At 43.5% G+C, this 17381-nt stretch carries 20 protein-coding genes and 1 tRNA gene; 12 read left to right on the plus strand and 9 right to left on the minus strand.

Going from position 1 to position 17381, the window contains the following annotated elements; translation table 11 throughout:
• The 7 genes from L5M40_RS12465 to L5M40_RS12495 form a co-directional block, all read left to right on the plus strand.
• Positions 1–240: integrase core domain-containing protein (locus L5M40_RS12465; RefSeq protein ID WP_263256145.1), on the plus strand; the 240-nt coding region annotated here is incomplete at its 5' end.
• Entirely contained in the window at positions 185–847 is a 663-nt protein-coding gene (locus L5M40_RS12470; protein ID WP_263256704.1) for a hypothetical protein, read from the plus strand. The genes L5M40_RS12465 and L5M40_RS12470, both read left to right, overlap by 56 nt.
• Before the next feature lie 171 nt (positions 848–1018).
• Entirely contained in the window at positions 1019–1225 is a 207-nt protein-coding gene (locus tag L5M40_RS12475) for a helix-turn-helix transcriptional regulator (protein WP_263256705.1), read from the plus strand.
• Positions 1218–1631 carry a hypothetical protein gene (locus L5M40_RS12480; RefSeq protein WP_263256707.1) on the plus strand — a complete coding sequence of 138 codons (414 nt, stop codon included), beginning with the start codon at positions 1218–1220 and terminating at the stop codon, positions 1629–1631. Before L5M40_RS12475 ends, L5M40_RS12480 begins: the two co-directional genes overlap by 8 nt.
• Entirely contained in the window at positions 1624–2553 is a 930-nt protein-coding gene (locus tag L5M40_RS12485) for a primase-helicase zinc-binding domain-containing protein (protein WP_263256709.1), read from the plus strand. Before L5M40_RS12480 ends, L5M40_RS12485 begins: the two co-directional genes overlap by 8 nt.
• Positions 2554–2624: 71 nt before the next feature.
• On the plus strand, positions 2625–3692 hold the full coding sequence (locus L5M40_RS12490; protein WP_263256711.1) for a helicase RepA family protein: 1068 nt from the start codon (positions 2625–2627) through the stop codon (positions 3690–3692).
• A 595-nt stretch (positions 3693–4287) separates the two neighbouring features.
• Positions 4288–4716, plus strand: a complete 429-nt coding sequence (locus L5M40_RS12495) for an ankyrin repeat domain-containing protein (RefSeq protein WP_263191517.1) — start codon at positions 4288–4290, stop codon at positions 4714–4716.
• Positions 4717–4766: 50 nt separating this feature from the next.
• Here the strand turns inward: L5M40_RS12495 and L5M40_RS12500 are convergent, their stop codons facing one another.
• From L5M40_RS12500 to rpsU, 6 genes are all read right to left on the minus strand, one after another.
• A complete protein-coding gene (locus L5M40_RS12500) occupies positions 4767–5129 on the minus strand; it encodes a hypothetical protein (RefSeq protein ID WP_263191516.1) in 363 nt (120 codons plus the stop codon).
• A gap of 174 nt (positions 5130–5303) precedes the next feature.
• Positions 5304–5380, minus strand: a tRNA-Ile gene (locus tag L5M40_RS12505).
• Between the two features lie 255 nt (positions 5381–5635).
• Positions 5636–7474 (minus strand): RNA polymerase sigma factor RpoD, encoded by a 1839-nt coding sequence (gene rpoD / locus L5M40_RS12510; RefSeq protein ID WP_105249892.1) that lies wholly within the window; start codon positions 7472–7474, stop codon positions 5636–5638.
• A 135-nt stretch (positions 7475–7609) separates the two neighbouring features.
• The gene (dnaG, locus tag L5M40_RS12515) at positions 7610–9334 is read right to left on the minus strand and encodes a DNA primase (protein ID WP_105249891.1); all 1725 of its coding nucleotides are present in this window, start codon (positions 9332–9334) and stop codon (positions 7610–7612) included.
• Between the two features lie 83 nt (positions 9335–9417).
• On the minus strand, positions 9418–9861 hold the full coding sequence (locus L5M40_RS12520) for a GatB/YqeY domain-containing protein (RefSeq protein ID WP_028760869.1): 444 nt from the start codon (positions 9859–9861) through the stop codon (positions 9418–9420).
• A 6-nt stretch (positions 9862–9867) separates the two neighbouring features.
• Positions 9868–10083, minus strand: coding sequence for a 30S ribosomal protein S21 (rpsU, locus tag L5M40_RS12525; RefSeq protein ID WP_006080725.1), 216 nt, complete (start codon positions 10081–10083; stop codon positions 9868–9870).
• A gap of 215 nt (positions 10084–10298) precedes the next feature.
• Between rpsU and tsaD the strand changes: the two genes are divergently transcribed.
• Positions 10299–11315, plus strand: a complete 1017-nt coding sequence (gene tsaD / locus L5M40_RS12530) for a tRNA (adenosine(37)-N6)-threonylcarbamoyltransferase complex transferase subunit TsaD (RefSeq protein ID WP_131523062.1) — start codon at positions 10299–10301, stop codon at positions 11313–11315.
• Between the two features lie 83 nt (positions 11316–11398).
• Here tsaD and plsY read toward each other — a convergent pair whose 3' ends face one another.
• Positions 11399–12010, minus strand: a complete 612-nt coding sequence (gene plsY, locus L5M40_RS12535; RefSeq protein WP_028760867.1) for a glycerol-3-phosphate 1-O-acyltransferase PlsY — start codon at positions 12008–12010, stop codon at positions 11399–11401.
• Between the two features lie 268 nt (positions 12011–12278).
• Here plsY and folB point away from each other — a divergent pair, with 268 nt between their 5' ends.
• The 4 genes from folB to L5M40_RS12555 all read left to right on the plus strand — a co-directional run bounded on the left by folB (position 12279) and on the right by L5M40_RS12555 (position 14981).
• Positions 12279–12629, plus strand: a complete 351-nt coding sequence (gene folB, locus L5M40_RS12540; RefSeq protein ID WP_028760866.1) for a dihydroneopterin aldolase — start codon at positions 12279–12281, stop codon at positions 12627–12629.
• 68 nt (positions 12630–12697) lie between these two features.
• Positions 12698–13201, plus strand: coding sequence for a 2-amino-4-hydroxy-6-hydroxymethyldihydropteridine diphosphokinase (folK, locus tag L5M40_RS12545; RefSeq protein ID WP_263175531.1), 504 nt, complete (start codon positions 12698–12700; stop codon positions 13199–13201).
• A gap of 18 nt (positions 13202–13219) precedes the next feature.
• Complete coding sequence (locus tag L5M40_RS12550; RefSeq protein WP_173246178.1) at positions 13220–14020, plus strand: undecaprenyl-diphosphate phosphatase; 801 nt, start codon at positions 13220–13222, stop codon at positions 14018–14020.
• 118 nt (positions 14021–14138) lie between these two features.
• Positions 14139–14981, plus strand: a complete 843-nt coding sequence (locus tag L5M40_RS12555; RefSeq protein ID WP_263175530.1) for a putative RNA methyltransferase — start codon at positions 14139–14141, stop codon at positions 14979–14981.
• 621 nt (positions 14982–15602) lie between these two features.
• Here L5M40_RS12555 and L5M40_RS12560 read toward each other — a convergent pair.
• Together L5M40_RS12560 and L5M40_RS12565 are read right to left on the minus strand one after the other, a co-directional pair.
• A complete protein-coding gene (locus L5M40_RS12560) occupies positions 15603–15869 on the minus strand; it encodes an Lpp/OprI family alanine-zipper lipoprotein (RefSeq protein ID WP_006080732.1) in 267 nt (88 codons plus the stop codon).
• A gap of 233 nt (positions 15870–16102) precedes the next feature.
• The gene (locus L5M40_RS12565) at positions 16103–17353 is read right to left on the minus strand and encodes a multifunctional CCA addition/repair protein (protein WP_263175529.1); all 1251 of its coding nucleotides are present in this window, start codon (positions 17351–17353) and stop codon (positions 16103–16105) included.
• Positions 17354–17381: the final 28 nt, after the last annotated feature.

A 17381-nucleotide genomic window follows, 5' to 3' on the forward strand; every position in this document is an offset into this window, starting at 1 on the left:
AGTCGCCGAGGTAACTGCTGGGATAATGCGCCAATGGAGCGATTTTTCAGGAGTTTAAAAACGGAATGGGTGCCAACGCAAGGCTATAAGAGTTTTGTTGAAGCTAAACAAGATGTGACTGATTATATTATTGGCTATTACAGCCAAGTCAGGCCACATCATTATAATGCAGGATTAAGCCCAAATGAATCAGAGCGAAGATTTTGGGAAGATTCTAAAGCCGTGGCCAAATTTAGTTGACCACTACAAGGAGAGCAGTGGAGCTGAAATAAGGGATAGGTTAGTAAATATTAAATCTCTTTCAGAAGATCTATTTCACGCATTGGCAGGTTTAAAAGTTCAAAGTCCTCCATTTTTTGAGGAGTTATCCTATCTACATAGATTTTTGATAGATCACGAGGGAACAAAAATAAAAATTCATTCTGATCTTATTAAAGAAGTAGAAAAGTTAAAAAAATCAGCGGACTTTTTGAATTATAATTACTTTGAAGAGCATGGAAAAACGTTTACTAAGGTGGGTAATAGCAAAAAAACAATGGTACAAGCTTATAGATTAGCTCCTAACATTAAAGTATTAAAATCTGTTTATCAGTGTGTACTACGCTACCCAGTAGACTGTGAGATAAAAATTATTAAAGAGCAAGCCATTTTAGAGGAGAACATGACCCAAGACCTTAAACGTATTAGTGTTATACAAACAAATTTAAATTCCAAGATCATGGAGTTATGGCAACCTGTATCTAAGCTTGTCGGGAATCAAAGTAAATTCTATAAATTTTGCGGAATAATTTTAGAACTAAATGATGAATCAATTAAAAGAGGAGTTTTAAGAGAGAAAAGGAGCTAGATTTAATTATTTAAAATCAATTGCTTGCGGTTTGCTGGTTACAAAATTTGCTATTTTTATGTAATTTTGTCACCTGAATTAGAAAAGCCTCAGTAATAAGATTACGGACAATAAGGGATTAATTGAGTCAGTTAATCATCTTATGTAATCAAATAAACTGAGGACTAAAATATGACAAACCAAGTAATCCTAAAGCCGCTTATCAGCTATGCACAGATGGAGGTTTTAACAGGCCGTAACAGACGTACCCTGTGGTTTTGGTGGGCCAAAGATCAATCTTTCCCGAAACCAATAATGAAAGGCGGGCGCGCAATAGGCTGGAAGCAAGAGCAATACAATGAGTGGTTAGCTCAGTTAGAAGGGGCAAACCATGAATAATTTAAACCATAAAAAAACAGGCACCCAACCCGCCAAGATTGACACTGCCTGTTTGCACTATCTCGCTATCAAAAATAGCTTAGATGATGATAAACCGATTAGCTCAGTTTTACTACAGCCGCAGCTTAATGCTGCTCTAACAGTTGAGCAAGCGCTAATGGCAGGTTGTTTCCCGCCCAAACTAACAACAGGAATACGCTATTTGATAGCCCATTGCCCTACGGTGCGTAAAACCGCAGAAATGGCGACACACGGCATTCCATATCTACCCAGTTTTTTACAAAGAGCCAATCCATTGTTGAGGTTCTATTGTCGCCAGCAAATTTGCTCACGTGCCCTTGGTGATGGTACGGGCAGGGTCGAGTATTATTTCTGCCCATATGCTGAGGAGGTCGTGAATGACTAATAACATTTTCTCAGCAATTACCCTAGCCGCTAACGGCCGCTGGCTTAATGTGCTTAATGGCCTTGGTATTTTAATTTGTCGCAATAAACATCAAGCTTGCCCTGTATGTGGCGGTAAAGATCGTTTTCGATTTGACGATAAAAGCGGTTGTGGCACTTGGTTCTGTAATCAATGTGAGCCTAATAGCGGTGATGGTTTGGCGTTAGTATGCAATGCCTTTGGTGTGAAACCTTATCAGGCGGCCTGTATGGTCGCCCCCCTTGTGGGACTTGATATTGGGCAACCAATAGATGCAGAGCGCGTGAAACGCCACCAGCAACGTGCAGAGCAGCAACAGTTACAGCGCCAGCAACAGCAGCAAACAAAACGTAAGCAGGTCGCACAATGGGCTTGTAACATCACTCGCCAGTATTGTCGCGTTGCAACGTCAAATAATCCCTACTTACAGAATAAAAGGGTATTGCCGTTTGGTAGCTTACAGCTAAAAACGCCTATTACCGTAAATGGTGGTAAAAGTTTACCAGCCGACACGTTAGTGATCCCTGTGTTTAACGGTAAAACTATCAGCAGCTTGCAGTTTATTGGCTCAAATGGCCAAAAGACTTTTCTTGCTGGTGGGCAGATCAAAGGCGGCATGTTCCCGCTATCAACCAAAGATAGCGCGGTAATCTACATAGGCGAAGGCTTTGCTACTTGTGCAGCGGTGTCGGAGTGCGTACCCAATGCGTTGGTATTGTGTGCCTTCAGTGCAGGTAATTTGATTAATGTTGCTTTAGCTGTGCGGAAAAGTAGGCCAAAGGCTGACATTGTGATTATTGCCGATAATGACGAAAGCGGAACGGGCGAGCGCGAAGCTATCAAGGCTGCCTTAGCGGTAAATGGCGCATACATAATGCCACCAGCAGTACAGGAGGTGGCCTAATGAGTACGGACTGTGCTGATATTTCAAAAGCTGAACGAATAGACGTTATTAATCACCCTATAAAGCCGCAAGTGGCTGATGTTTATTTAGAACCACTAGCAAAGATAAGGGAGCGTGAATCACTGTTCTCGCTAGCGCAGGGGTGGGAGGGCTACGATCAACAATTTAGCTATTTAATCAAAGGCTTTTTACCTGCTAATTCGTTTGGCATGATTTACGGGGCATCGGGTAGCTACAAATCATTTCATGCGTTGTCATGGGCTGTTCATATCGCTTTAGGCTTAGATTGGAATGGCTGCCGTGTTCAGAGTCGCCCAGTCCTTTATATTGCGGGTGAAGGTGGCGTTGGTGTTAGCCGAAGATTGAAGGCTTTAGCCATGAAATACCACAATGGTTTGCAGCTTTCACGGCTGTACCGTATTGATTTTGGTGTGCAGGTTACAGACGGTTTCCAGATGAATGAATTAGTGAAGCTTATTCAGAATAAAGCGAAAGAAGTTGATGAGCCTTTTGGGTTAGTCATCATTGATACTTTGGCGCGGAGTTTTGGCGGTGCGGATGAAAACCAAGCTAGAGATATGGGGGCGTTTATATCTGCTTGTGATCAAATAAGGGCTAATACTGGTGGTGCTACATTGTTGATCGTTCATCATAGCGGAGTACAAGACAAGGAGAGGGCGAGAGGCTCATCATCGTTACGGGCGGCATGTGATTTTGAATATCGCATAGAGCGAGAAAGCGGGCCTAAATTGGCTTACATTCTCACAGCGACTAAATCCAAAGATGAGAAAGAGCAACCCGCTCAGGCGTTCGAGTTAGTAGAACATAAGTTATTTACAGATGATGATGGTGATGACGTACGATCATTAGCTGCTTTAAATGTGGGCATGGTGCCTTTAGAGCCCGTTACCCAAGATATAAAGCCACTATCTGCTAGCGAGCAGGCATTGTATCAGGCGGTTCGCTCAAGAATGGTCAGTGAGGAATCTACCGCCATTGCTGTGATAAGGGATGACTTAAAAGCTCAAGGCCAGAAGGGGATCAGTAACTTCTCAAAGTGGCTTAAGGGCTGTATTGATAAAGGCACTTTAAAGGAAATTGACGGTAGGTTAGTCACTGTGGTTGTAGATCCTGATTGACCTTTTTTGCTCGTTCGTTTGCTATGGCTCTTAGGGGGAAATAAAACGAACGAGTAAAATAGAGGCTAATCACAAGTATTTTTTGCTGCTAGCTAGACCTTTGAACTAAGCCTCCTTAGCTGGGGGCTTTTTATTAGGTGGGTGCCGCAAGGTTTTACGGGGATCTATACACATTCAAATACAGCTTTCAAATGAGTAGCGTAACTGGCGTATTTTTAAGCTGTGGCGGTCAAGAAAATTACGCACACGTTAGTTAATCTAAATTCGATACGCATTAGCGATAGTTTTCGGAAGTCATGCTCATTGTAAAAATGAGCCAAATAATGTTCTTTCTAAAAGGTGTTAAACAATAATATTTGGAAGTCACGTGGGCATTAAAAGAGCTAGAACTATGAGATTCTGCGCACGTTAGAGGATTAAGGCTTATCAGTAGTTTTGTGATGTGTTTAGTCATGGTCGATAGCCGTTTGACTCATTAGCAATGGAATATGGTTATTCAGATTAAATCTTGATAAATTGAGCTTGAAATTTAAACCTTCAGCGTTTAGTTCGGTTGATATTTTAGTCCTATAAAAGACAAAGGAATGCTTAACTTATGATTTCACTTGCCCGTTTTTTAGCTTGGTTTTACCTGATTATTAGCACAATTATCGCAGTTTTTATCCTTGTAAGTGATTCAGCTGTAGCAGAAAGCTACTTGATGGTTATTGGTATTTTCATGCAAGGCTTGGTTATTTTTTGCGTACTTTCACTAGTCGCACAGATAGCCGAAAATACTGCCCCTGCGCTTACCCAGCTAAGTGATGCAGGAGTTGAGGCTGCATCTAAACCTAAAGTTGTTACTAATGACTATAAACTACATGATGCTGCTTGGAGTGGGAACTATTTAGGCGTTAAGAATCTGATACTTTATGGTGCAGATGTTAATCTGAGAAATTCCGATGGAAAGACACCATTAGACTTAGCCAAAGAGCGAAGAGATGATTTGATCGTTAAGTTGCTTCAAGCTCATGGCGCAGCGTAACTAATAGATGATATTAGGCCCAAGATTAATACAACCTTGGGCTACGCAACCTAAATTGCAGCTTCACAGCCTTTACGGCTTTTATCAATAATTAGATCACCCTCAACTCTAAAGCCAATTGAACCGATTAAAAATGAGTGATTTAGTTGTGTAACCACAATATCTGTTAAGCCCACCGCACATTTATCACTTTCAATCGCTCTATCCATAGCTGTTTTAACATTAGGTATTCCAAAGGGGAATATAAAAACAGGATATGAATCCTCACCCGTTACTCTGGTTCCTTTAACAAGTTGACCAGAATTTAAGTCAAAGTTTTTTGTACTTCCAACAGTTAAATCTGCCACACGGACAGTACAGCCTGACATGGCTAGTAAACTAAGAGATAGTGCGATTAGTGGAATTTTTTTCATTGTTATTTCACTTATGTGGATGAGTTATTATTTAAGTCGTTTGGTACAAGATGTGATTAAATTTATGACATTTTTTAATGCGAGTTTAAACACTACGTCACCCATTACAGCAACTGTAATGCCTAGATATGAAAAAGGCGTAGTGGTTACTAACCAGCTACGCCTTATCAGAATTGGTGGCCCCTCACGGACTTGAACCGTGGACCTAACGATTATGAGTCGTGTGCTCTAACCAACTGAGCTAAGGGGCCGACTTAAGGTAATCGTCATTACCTGAAGCGGGAGGAAGTATACTAAGCTTACTTACGCTTGTCACCCGTGTTTTGGCTGGAAATTCACGCAACTGATTCAATTGGTTATCTGTTAATCAACTTAAAATGCTATTGTCGCCTAAATTTAAGGCTTCGATGTTGTGCTTGTGCATAAATTGAGGTGATAAAGACAATAAAAAGCCCTGCATGGGCAGGGCTTTAATCCATCTTAGCTGACTTTAGGCTTGTAACAGCCTATTCATCTAGGAACGATTTTAAGATTTCTGAGCGTGAAGGGTGACGCAGTTTGCGCAGTGCCTTAGCTTCAATCTGACGAATACGTTCACGGGTCACGTCGAACTGTTTACCCACTTCTTCAAGTGTGTGGTCAGTGTTCATATCGATACCAAAACGCATACGCAGTACTTTCGCTTCACGGGCGGTTAGACCTGCTAACACTTCGTGAGTGGCGTTTTTCAAGCTTTCGCTGGTCGCTGAATCCAGTGGTAATTCGAGGGTTGTATCCTCGATAAAATCACCTAAATGCGAATCTTCATCGTCACCGATTGGGGTTTCCATGGAGATAGGTTCTTTAGCTATTTTCAGTACCTTACGGATCTTATCTTCCGGCATCATCATACGCTCAGCCAGTTCTTCAGGTGAAGGCTCGCGGCCCATTTCCTGTAGCATTTGGCGAGAGATACGGTTCAGCTTGTTGATCGTTTCGATCATGTGTACTGGAATTCGAATAGTACGCGCTTGGTCGGCGATAGAACGGGTAATCGCCTGACGGATCCACCAAGTAGCATAGGTCGAAAATTTATAACCACGACGGTATTCGAATTTATCTACGGCTTTCATTAAGCCAATGTTACCTTCTTGGATTAAGTCCAAGAATTGCAGACCACGGTTGGTGTATTTCTTCGCGATAGAAATTACCAGACGTAAGTTGGCTTCAACCATTTCTTTCTTCGCACGGCGAGCTTTGGCTTCACCGATTGACATACGACGGTTGATGTCTTTTATGGCAGAAATCGCTAAGCCGGTTTCTTCTTCAACTGCTGCAAGCTTGGTACGACAACGAATGACGTCATCTTCAACCATTCTTAGGCCTTCGGCATAAGGTTTCGTTGAGGCTTTCTCTGTGTTGAACCAATCAAGGTTGGTTTCGTTGCCAGTGAAGAATTTGACGAAGTTTTTCTTCGGCATTTTGGCTTGTTCAACGCACAGTTTTAACACTAAACGTTCTTGAACACGCACGCGGTCCATCATAGTGCGCATGCTTTTGACTAAACGGTCAAACTGCTTAGGTACTAAGCGGAATTCTTTGAAGATTTCGCCGATTTCGAAGAGGGCTTTTACCGATTCAGGGTGTTCACGGCCCTTAGCTTCGATAATTTTCAGTGCGCTTTCGTAAGCGGCTCTGAGTTGACCGAATCTTTCACGAGCTTCTTCAGGATCAGGCCCTTTGTTGCCTTCTTCTTCATCTTCGCTGTCATCGTCATCCTCTTCGTCATCTTCATCGTCCAGCTCTTCTTCAGATAATTCTGAGCCGATGTGAGTGGCGGTCGGGGCGACGTCATCTTCGTCCGGGTTTACAAATCCAGAGATAATATCAGATAAGCGCAGTTCGTCGGCTTCAAATTGGTCGAATTGCTCAAGGATCATAGCGATCGCTTGTGGATATTCGGCGACTGAACTTTGAACTGTGTTGATGCCTTCTTCGATGCGTTTGGCGATAACAATTTCGCCTTCGCGGGTCAGAAGCTCAACGGTACCCATTTCACGCATGTACATGCGTACGGGATCGGTTGTGCGGCCAAGTTCGCTTTCTACTGTTGCCAGTGCTGCTGCGGCTTCTTCTGCTGCATCTTCGTCTGTGTTGTCTTCCGACATCATCATGTCATCGGCATCGGGGGCTTCTTCGAACACCCGGATACCCATGTCATTTATCATCTGGATAATATCTTCGATCTGGTCAGAATCGACCATGTCTGCAGGTAAGTGATCGTTCACTTCTGCATAGGTTAAGTAACCTTGCTCTTTACCTTTGGCAAGCAACAGCTTAAGTTGCGACTGCGGAGTATGATCCATAGATATCATCCAAGTTGGGAAACTGTTACAACGACGGACACTTAGCATAAGCCAAGTGCCGCGCAAATCGTCAATTATAGCCGTGTGCACATATCTGTGCTAGTCACTGGGGTAGCGAATGAGGACATTTTTGCCTCAGTTTAACCCTTTCATGACTGAGATCAGCTTCGAGAGCTGCATCTTCTCTTCTTTTGTATGAGTCTGTTTTAGACTCAATTCCTGATATCGTTGTTCAATATATTGATTGTTCAACCAAACCAGGGTTTGTTTAAACTTTTCGAGCAAGTTTTCATCCGCCACTTGATGGTCCCATTGGGCCAATTTATGGAGAGTGCCGCTGTAAGGGTGCTCTCGGAATTGTTCAAGTAGTTGTGCGCTGTTTAACGTTTGCTCTCGAGTCATCTCCAATAACAGTGGCAGCAATTCTATGCCTGGCATCTGCAAGTGGGCGAGTGCGGGTTGTGGGGGTAAACCCATACCCAGTTTAGGATGTTGTACTAGCAGTGCGATGGCGAGTCGCAATGGTGTACCGCGTCCTTTTAATCCTTTACTTGCCATTGGTTTAGCTTGTTTTACGCTAAAGCCTAGCTTCTTTTTCATATCTTCAGAGCTGTTCATTCCTAACTTGTGAGCTAAGTTCTCAAGTAGTAAATTTTGCAGCACAGTGTCTTGAATTTTTTCAATTAAGATAAAAGCTTGTTTCGCTAAGTTGCCTTTATCTGTACCGTATTTTGTCGCTAACGTGTCAAATAGAAACTCGGGTAGTGCAATGGCAGAGTCCATTAAGGTTTCAAATGCATCTTTACCAATTTTACGAACCATAGAATCAGGATCTTCGGCCTGAGGCAGGAACATAAATCGCACTTGATCGCCCGGCTTTAATAATGGCAATGCTGTTTCTAAGGCGCGCCATGCCGCTTCAGTACCCGCTCTGTCACCGTCGTAACAGCAAATCACTTCTTTAGCGCTGCGCAGCAAAAGCTGAAATTGCTCAGCTGTGGTCGAGGTGCCTAATGAAGCGACAGCATAATCTACGCCAAATTGCGCCAATGCCACCACATCCATATAGCCTTCAACGATCAGTACTTTGTCTGGATCGCGATAGCGCTGCTTTAGTTCGTAGAGACCATAAAGCTCATTGCCCTTATGAAATATGGGCGTTTCTGGAGAATTCAAGTATTTGGGTGTGCCATCACCTAAAACTCTGCCACCAAAACCAATGACTCGTCCGCGCCTGTCGCGGATAGGAAACATGAGGCGGTCACGAAATCTGTCGTAACGTTTCCCACTGTCGTTGCTAATTAACATACCTGCAGTCAGTAACTTATCCTGTGCATCTTGATTCTGACGATAGCGGCCCAATAAGCCATCCCAACCGTCTGGCGCAAAGCCAATACCAAAATGTTCTACTACATCATCGGATAAACCGCGATAGGCAAGATAATCGATAACTTTTTGTTTATCTTGGTGTTGTCTAAGTTGGTTTTGAAAGTAAAGGCTCGCTTCTTCCATGAGTTGATATAAGTCACGACTTAAACCGTCATCATGTCGCTTGCCTGTGCCTTGTTCTCTGGGAACCTCTAATCCAAGCTGGCCCGCCAAATCTTCAATGGCATCAATAAAATCGAGTCGGTCATACTCCATCACAAAATCGATGGCGTTGCCGTGAGCACCGCAGCCAAAGCAATGATAGAACTGTTTATCACGGCTGACGGTAAACGAAGGTGATTTTTCGCTATGAAAAGGACAACAGGCCGAGTAGTTCTTACCCGCCTTTTTCAAGGGCACTTTACGATCGATAAGTTCGACTATGTCAGTGCGAGCGATTAGCTCATTGATAAAATCACGAGGTATTGCCATTGAGTGCTTAAAATCCCGCCTTGCGCGAATTTAAACAAACAAGCCGCGCATAGGCACGGCTTGTTCATACAGTGAAACGCTAATTATTGCAATTTAGCACGGATCATAGCGCCGATAGCGCCCATGTCTGCACGTCCTTGCACTTTAGATTTCAATGCTCCCATTACTTTGCCCATATCCGCCATGGCGGATGCACCTACTTCTACAATAGTTGCATCGATGAGCGCCGCGATTTCCGCCTCTGTAAGAGGGGTAGGCAGGAAAGCTTCAATAACTTGAATCTCTGCTGCTTCCACGTCGGCCAACTCGTTACGACCCGCTGCTTCAAATTGAGCAATCGAGTCACGACGTTGCTTCACCATTTTGGTTAAGACCGCTATAACCTGTTCATCAGTCAGAGATTCGCGGGTATCCACTTCAATCTGTTTGATGGCGGCTAATGCCATACGAATAGTGCTTAAGCGCGCCTTCTCTTTGGCGATCATGGCCTGTTTCATATGGTCTTTTAGCTGATCAATTAGGCTCATATGAGATTAATATAAACGTACGCGACGTGCGTTTTCGCGAGAAAGCTTCTTAGCTAAACGTTTAACTGCAGCTGCTTTTGCGCGCTTACGTGCAGTAGTTGGCTTCTCGTAGAATTCACGAGCACGCACGTCGGCTAAAATACCAGCTTTTTCACAAGAGCGCTTGAAACGACGCAGAGCTACGTCGAATGGTTCGTTTTCACGTACTTTAATAATTGGCATACGCCATCACCCCTTAGGTGTAGGTTGTTCTGGTTCAATTGCTCGAACCAAGTCTATTTAAAATGGTGCGGAATTTTATACCGAGACACCTAGGCTTGTAAAGCCCTAAAACTGAGCTCAGTCCTATAGTGGGCTCAATATGGCCTGCGCGACTGGAGTAATCGAGCGCTTGCAGGTAGAATTGGCGCCCTTTAGTTAGCAATTGATGAGACACCATGCGGGTTTTAGGTATTGAAACATCCTGTGACGAGACAGGTATCGCCGTCTATGACGATGAACTGGGCTTATTATCTCATACTTTATACAGTCAGGTTAAGCTGCATGCTGACTATGGTGGTGTGGTGCCTGAGTTGGCGTCACGTGACCATGTGCGCAAAATTGTGCCGCTTATTCGTCAAGCGCTGAAAGATGCGAATACTGAAATTGCTGATCTCGATGGGATTGCCTATACCAAGGGCCCAGGTTTGATTGGTGCTTTGCTTGTTGGCGCCTGTGTGGGGCGGTCACTGGCGTTTGCTTGGGACAAGCCTGCTATTGGTGTGCATCATATGGAAGGACATCTACTGGCGCCAATGCTTGAAGATGACGCGCCCGAGTTCCCCTTTGTGGCCTTATTGGTCTCTGGTGGCCATTCTATGTTGGTTAAAGTCGATGGAATTGGGCGCTATGAAGTATTAGGCGAGTCTGTTGATGATGCTGCGGGTGAAGCGTTTGATAAAACAGCTAAGTTAATGGGGCTGGATTATCCCGGCGGTCCGCGTTTAGCAAAGCTTGCTGCTAAAGGTTTACCTGCAGGGTATAAGTTTCCGCGGCCTATGACCGATAGACCTGGACTCGATTTTAGCTTTTCGGGTCTAAAAACCTTTACCGCTAATACCATTGCTGCCGAACCTGACGATGAACAGACTCGTGCCAATATTGCGCGTGCTTTTGAAGAAGCTGTGGTTGATACGCTAGCGATTAAATGTCGCCGTGCACTGAAGCAAACAGGCTATAACCGCTTAGTGATCGCCGGTGGCGTGAGTGCTAATACGCGCTTAAGAGAAACCTTGGCTGAAATGATGAGCTCGCTTGGTGGGCAAGTATTTTATCCCCGTGGTGAGTTTTGTACCGATAACGGCGCCATGATTGCCTTTGCAGGATTGCAGCGTTTAAAGGCGGGGCAGCACGAAGATTTGGCGGTAAAAGGTCAGCCAAGATGGCCGTTAGATACCTTGCCACCTGTGGCATAAAACGCCTTTGATGTTGATAGTTTATGTTGAGACAAAAAAACTGCGCTTATAGCGCAGTTTTTTATTGGGATAATGTTGTCACATTAAGATTTTTTAGGCGTTTTTTTACGTGAAACTTTTGACTCTTCACCTTTAAGTAACCGTTGGATATTGTCTTTATGACGAATAATGATAAGCGTCGATAGCATGGCAACGGGAATGGTAAATCTGTCGTCTAACCACCAAGTATAAAGTGGTGCAAGTAAGGCCGTCAGAATGGCAGCAAGGGACGAGTAGCGGCTAATTAAGAGGAGGACAATCCAAGATGCCATTAAGCAAATGGCTAAATCATCGCCAATGGGAGCCATAGCACCAAAAGCTGTTGCGACACCTTTCCCCCCCTTAAATCCAAAAAATACGGGATAAATATGCCCAAGGCAGGCGGCGATAGCGATAAGTCCGAGTGAGACTGCATCTATGCCCATCAGATAGGCTAAATAAGATGGCAGGGCGCCTTTGAGCATGTCGAAAAACAACACCATGGCAGCCGAACTCGCGCCGCCAATTCGCAGTACATTGGTAGCTCCCGGATTACCTGAACCCTGTAATCTTGGATCGGGTAAACCCCTCATTCTACAAACCAGCACAGCACTCGAGATTGAACCAGCCAAATAGGCGGCCAAAATCATCAAAAGTGTCAGTGTTAATGGACTCACATTGGTTTCCTTACGCGTCTTAAGGTATTATCGCGCAACAATTTAAAAAGCTGACTCAGTTGCCAATCCCGCTATAGGTTTGTGGAATAACTCGCCCATTTGAGGTTGAGATATTTTCTGAATGAGCAAATCCTTTTAGGGCGTTATCCTACTGTGGATTGGCTCGAGTAGAAAGCAAATTAGTTATCTGTCAGAAGATTGCGGATTATACAGCTAGGATCGCTTTTAGCTTATCAGACCTCATAGTAGTAAGTTAGTTGGAGAAAGCATGGATAAAGTACTTATACGGCAATTACGCGTCGATACTGTGATTGGTGTCTATGAGTGGGAAAAGACAATCCATCAGAGTCTGTTGCTAGATTTAGATATGGCGTGGGATAACAAACTTGCCGCTGCGACAGACGATTATCAATATGCACTTTGCTATGAGACAGTTTCCAATCGATTAACAGAACTTATTACTGAACATCCAATCGAGTTAATCGAAACGGTTGCCGAGCGCGTAGCGGATTGCTTACTTCAAGAATTTAACGTGACTTGGGTGAAAGTTGTCGTGATGAAGCCGGGGGCGGTAGCCACTGCCGCTTCTGTTGGCGTTGAGATAGAGCGTTCACGTTAGATAAGAGTTTGATCAACTCGACTGTTGATTAAGAAATCATGTTTATCTTCAGATAAATTGGACATTGCATGGCACGTATTTATATCAGTCTAGGTAGCAATATCGAGCCTGAACAGCATTTGCAAGCGGGATTAATATCGCTGCGAGCGTGTTTTGGGCCGCTGCGCCTCTCTTCTATGTATGAAAGTGAAGCGGTAGGTTTTAGTGGCACTAACTTTCTGAATATGGTTGCTAGTGCTGAAACTGACTTTAATATTGCTGCGGTAGTTGCGCAGTTTAAGCAAATCGAGCAGAATCACGGCCGGCTTGTCGGGGCGAAGAAATTTAGCCCAAGAACTTTAGATTTAGACCTGCTGCTTTATGACCATGTGGTATGTGAAACGCCCGTTACGCTCCCCCGTGCAGAGATAGTTAATAATGCCTTTGTGTTATGGCCATTAGCCGAGTTAGCGCCGGAATTGATTCATCCTGTGGTTGATAAAAGCTATGCCAGTTTGTGGCAAGAGTATGATAAAGAGTCGCAGCGGCTTTGGCCTGTGATGTTTGAATGGCCCCAAGGGCTGACGTTTTAATTTATTGATAGGATTGTCATGGATACGTTTCAGGTCATTATTTTAGCGCTTATTCAAGGGCTAACTGAGTTTTTGCCTATTTCTAGTTCTGCCCACTTAATTCTGCCTGCTCAGCTTTTAGGCTGGGAAGATCAAGGTTTGTCATTCGACGTGGCGGTGAATACGGGGTCGTTATTTGCTGTGGTGATTTATTTTAGACACGAGTTATGGACTATGTTTAATGCTTGGGTTGCAAGCATTTTTAAAGGTCAGCAATCCGAAGACAGCAAGCTGGCATGGTGGATTATTCTGGCGACGTTACCCGCTGTATTTTTTGGTTTTATGGCTAAGGATTTTATTGCAACTCACCTACGTAATACAGAGGTTATCGCGGTCACGACAGTCGTTTTTGGTTTATTGCTGTGGTGGGCTGATAAGATGTCGCGCCGCGATTTAACAATCTATCAGACTGGATGGCGCAAAGCCTTGTTAATTGGTTTCGCCCAGGCGCTTGCTTTAATCCCTGGAACTTCACGTTCTGGTGCCACTATGACCGCGGCGCTAATGCTAGGTTTGAGTCGAGATGCTGCGGCTCGCTTTTCATTCTTAATGTCAGTGCCTGTGAGCTTAGGCGCGGCAATTTTAGTGGGTAAAGATTTGGCGGAAAGCGCGCTGCCAATTGATTATCAAGCATTGATCTTAGGCACTTTGATCTCCTTTGTTGCAGCTTATGCATGTATTCATTATTTCTTGAAAATCATCAGCCGCATGGGAATGACCCCGTTTGTTATTTACCGTTTGGCACTGGGTGCTGTGTTGTGTGGATTTATTTTTTTGTAGTCATTCCAGTTTAGTCATTATAGTGAAATTATGAATAATAGAATCGGGTCAAGTACCCGATTTTTGTTTTTGGAGCTTCCTCTTTTTTCTGAAGCTTAACTTATTTTTGGAGCTTTATATGGGTCTCGAATATCAGTGTCCAACCTGCGGACTTGCATTAAAACAACACAAAGCCTCCCAAGGTTTTTATTGTGCGAATAAGCATCACTTTGATCGAAATGAGCAAGGGTATTGGGTTTTTACTAAACCACAACGCCAAAAGCCGACAGGGGATTCGCGCGAGCAAGTTAGGGCTAAGCGTTTTCTTCTCGAATCAGGCATCTTTTCGCCTTTAATCGATAAATTGGCTGAGTTAATCACCGGCTCTATCAAGCCTGACGCTTGTTTATTGGATTATGAATGCGCTGAGGGCTTCTATTTGCGCGCTTTAGCTTCCAAGTTGGCAGAGGTCGAAAATCCGCGAAACGTCCAGTACGTGGGTGTAGCGGACGCAGAAAATGCTATTTTTGCTGCAGCAAAAGCGCAGACTCCTGGGATCTTGTGTTTAAGCTCTTCTAAAAAATTACCCTTTGCCGATAATTGTGTGGATTTTATTACTGTTATTGATAGGCCGTTAAAGGGAAAAGAGTCTGTCAGGGTATTGAAAGATGATGGGACCATGTTACTGGTTATGCCTGGGCCACGACATCTATGGCAACTCAGAGAATATATTTATTCCGACTTGGCTGAAAAACCTTTCCAAGTGAATTTACCCTCAGCATTATTGGTAAAAGAAACTCAGTCACTGCGCTTTACTTTATCAATTACAGGTGAACAGGCATTAACGTTATTGGATATGGCACCCTATGCGTGGCGTGCAACTGACAAGATGAAACATGATATTCAAGCTAATCATTTTGAGTCGCTAGAAATTGACTATGTATTAGTCTTGGCACATAAACGCGTGAGTGAATCGCTATAGGTTAAAACTTGCAGTCGATGCAGTTAATTTTAAGACAATTCATAGGTTTAGTTAGATGGTTTTTTGATGCTTTAAAAGGCTATATTACTCAAACCTATGATTCTGTTTGATGTTTTTATGTTGCTCTTATGTTGGATAGGCTGAAGGTGTTATTATTTTTAACTTTAGGCCTATTTGTTCAGTGACAAAGACAACCTTCTTATTGCTTTTGTTTTCCATATAGCCTCGATTTTTTTATCTATAGCTGTTCTTTAAATTACTAGCTTTCACTTCCCATAAATACATTTTTTATGATAAATGAGGCTGATTGTTAGGGATGCTTAAAAACGCAAACGAGAACTTTAGATTAATAACGCGACTTTATTTAAAAGAGGAATAACACTCGTTTATACAGAAGTATGTCAAGGCTAACTTTTAGAGGGAGGTAGGCGAATCGCCTTTAACATGCCTTTGGAAGTTTAAAACCAATTTAGCGATTTTGTATTGTCGCATTCGCTATTCTTAGCATGGCAATCTTGAATTGCAGGCATAAAAAAAGGCTTAGATTGATGTGCTTATCGCTTTCATCTTTCTTAAGCCTTTTGTCTTAACTTACTAAATAGTAAGCTAAATTACCTTTCATTACTTCTTGTAACGAGAAGCAACGTTGTCTAAACGGTCGTTTGCGCGTTTAGCTTCTGCTTGTGCGTCCATAGATGCTGCTTTTGCATCTTTAACGTCTGCAGACAGTTTGCTTTGCTCTGATTTCAGAGAACCAACATCAGCTGACAATTGATCAACTTTGTTGCCCAGAGTTGCAACGCTTTCTTCCAGAGCAGTAGTGTTCGCGCAACCACCTAGTAGGGCAGTCATTGCTAAACCAGCAATCATCAGTACTTTTTTGTTCATTGTAAAAAATCCCTTAAAATAGGTTGGATTTGAATGTTTCGTTACTTTGTAAGCGAAACTGCCTAATTATGACATAGCTATTTTAATTTGCTACGAATATTAATGTGTTTAACCACTATAGGCATATAAATTTTTTTTAAAAGCTTTTTTTCTATGTGATATCGACATTTCTAATCGTAAAAAGGGGCATTATTCACCATGCAGTGATGCACGACTTACAAATCCTTTACAAATTACTGGTTGTCCATCGGCAGTTTTGTTTGCATTTTTTGTTTAAACTGACTGACGGCTTCAACTCGATGTAAATTTAAGGCTTGTTTTATCTCTGCGCCTTGGAAACCAGTGGCAATGATGGCGGCAATATCGACATTATTGGCGACAGTGAAGCACTGAGTTAAATACTCTCCCTGAGGATATGGGATGTTTTCAAATCCTGTGCGGCCGCGCATATCTGCGGTGCAAGCTAATATAAGTTGCGTTAAGCGCTCTGGTTTACGCCAAAAGTCAGCTTTATCGAATATTTTAACGATAGTTTCGGCTCTGAGCTCGAATGCCTGATGGACGTTCTGATGTTGGTCGCTGACGAGTAACGCCAGATCGCGTGCCTCATTGGGTACTCGTAAACGTGTACAGAGGGCTTTTATGAGTGGCAAGCCTTTCTGGCCATGGCCGTGATGCTTTGGTAAATGCTCTTTTGGACTCAGTGCTTTGCCCAAATCATGTACTAGGGCGGCAAACCGAACGCTTTTATCCTCAGTCAGCAGTGCGGCTTGAGCGAGCACCATTAAGGTATGCACGCCAGTATCTATTTCAGGATGCCATTTTTCAGGTTGAGGTATGCCAAATAAGGCGTGAATTTCAGGGAATAGGACTTCGAGTGCGCCACATTGGTGAAGTACCTCAAAAAAGACCTCTGGGTGAGGTCCGCCTAAACTTTTATCAACTTCTTGCCAAACTCGCTCCGCCGTTAAAGCGCTAAGCTCATCGCTTGCGCTAATTTGACGCATCAGTGCCAGGGTTTCTGCGGCAATTTGAAATCCTAAGGCATGAAACCTTGCGGCAAAGCGGGCGACGCGTAACACTCGCAGTGGATCTTCAACGAAAGCATCCGACACATGGCGTAACAGGCGCGCGTTAATATCCTCAATACCATTAAAAGGATCATATAAGTTGCCCTTTTCATCTTGGGCGATCGCATTGATGGTTAGATCTCGGCGCAACAAATCTTGTTCTAAAGTCACATCAGGGCTGGCGTGGCAGCTAAAACCACCATAACCCAGACCAATTTTTCGTTCGGTTCGGGCTAAAGCATATTCTTGTTGATTTTTGGGATGTAGAAATACGGGGAAATCTTTACCCACTTGGCGGTAACCCTGATGCAACATTTGTTCTGGTGTTGCTCCAACGACGAGGTAATCTTTATCTTTAATGGGAAGATTGAGCAGGCTGTCACGTACAGCACCGCCGACGAGATATATTTTCACAGGCAAGATTCGGCTAATGTGTCATAAA

The organism is Shewanella sp. SM68 (assembly GCF_025653925.1).
GTDB classification, from domain to species: domain Bacteria; phylum Pseudomonadota; class Gammaproteobacteria; order Enterobacterales; family Shewanellaceae; genus Shewanella; species Shewanella oncorhynchi.

What these genes read in the sequence shown, in the direction of transcription:
- L5M40_RS12470 (WP_263256704.1), top strand. Translation starts at nt 185, where the DNA reads ATGAATCAGAGCGAAGATTTTGGGAAGATTCTAAAGCCGTGGCCAAAT.
- L5M40_RS12475 (WP_263256705.1), top strand. Translation starts at nt 1,019, where the DNA reads ATGACAAACCAAGTAATCCTAAAGCCGCTTATCAGCTATGCACAGATG.
- L5M40_RS12480 (WP_263256707.1), top strand. Translation starts at nt 1,218, where the DNA reads ATGAATAATTTAAACCATAAAAAAACAGGCACCCAACCCGCCAAGATT.
- L5M40_RS12485 (WP_263256709.1), top strand. Translation starts at nt 1,624, where the DNA reads ATGACTAATAACATTTTCTCAGCAATTACCCTAGCCGCTAACGGCCGC.
- L5M40_RS12495 (WP_263191517.1), top strand. Translation starts at nt 4,288, where the DNA reads ATGATTTCACTTGCCCGTTTTTTAGCTTGGTTTTACCTGATTATTAGC.
- L5M40_RS12500 (WP_263191516.1), bottom strand. Translation starts at nt 5,129, where the DNA reads ATGAAAAAAATTCCACTAATCGCACTATCTCTTAGTTTACTAGCCATG.
- rpoD (WP_105249892.1), bottom strand. Translation starts at nt 7,474, where the DNA reads ATGGATCATACTCCGCAGTCGCAACTTAAGCTGTTGCTTGCCAAAGGT.
- dnaG (WP_105249891.1), bottom strand. Translation starts at nt 9,334, where the DNA reads ATGGCAATACCTCGTGATTTTATCAATGAGCTAATCGCTCGCACTGAC.
- L5M40_RS12520 (WP_028760869.1), bottom strand. Translation starts at nt 9,861, where the DNA reads ATGAGCCTAATTGATCAGCTAAAAGACCATATGAAACAGGCCATGATC.
- rpsU (WP_006080725.1), bottom strand. Translation starts at nt 10,083, where the DNA reads ATGCCAATTATTAAAGTACGTGAAAACGAACCATTCGACGTAGCTCTG.
- tsaD (WP_131523062.1), top strand. Translation starts at nt 10,299, where the DNA reads ATGCGGGTTTTAGGTATTGAAACATCCTGTGACGAGACAGGTATCGCC.
- folB (WP_028760866.1), top strand. Translation starts at nt 12,279, where the DNA reads ATGGATAAAGTACTTATACGGCAATTACGCGTCGATACTGTGATTGGT.
- folK (WP_263175531.1), top strand. Translation starts at nt 12,698, where the DNA reads ATGGCACGTATTTATATCAGTCTAGGTAGCAATATCGAGCCTGAACAG.
- L5M40_RS12550 (WP_173246178.1), top strand. Translation starts at nt 13,220, where the DNA reads ATGGATACGTTTCAGGTCATTATTTTAGCGCTTATTCAAGGGCTAACT.
- L5M40_RS12555 (WP_263175530.1), top strand. Translation starts at nt 14,139, where the DNA reads ATGGGTCTCGAATATCAGTGTCCAACCTGCGGACTTGCATTAAAACAA.
- L5M40_RS12560 (WP_006080732.1), bottom strand. Translation starts at nt 15,869, where the DNA reads ATGAACAAAAAAGTACTGATGATTGCTGGTTTAGCAATGACTGCCCTA.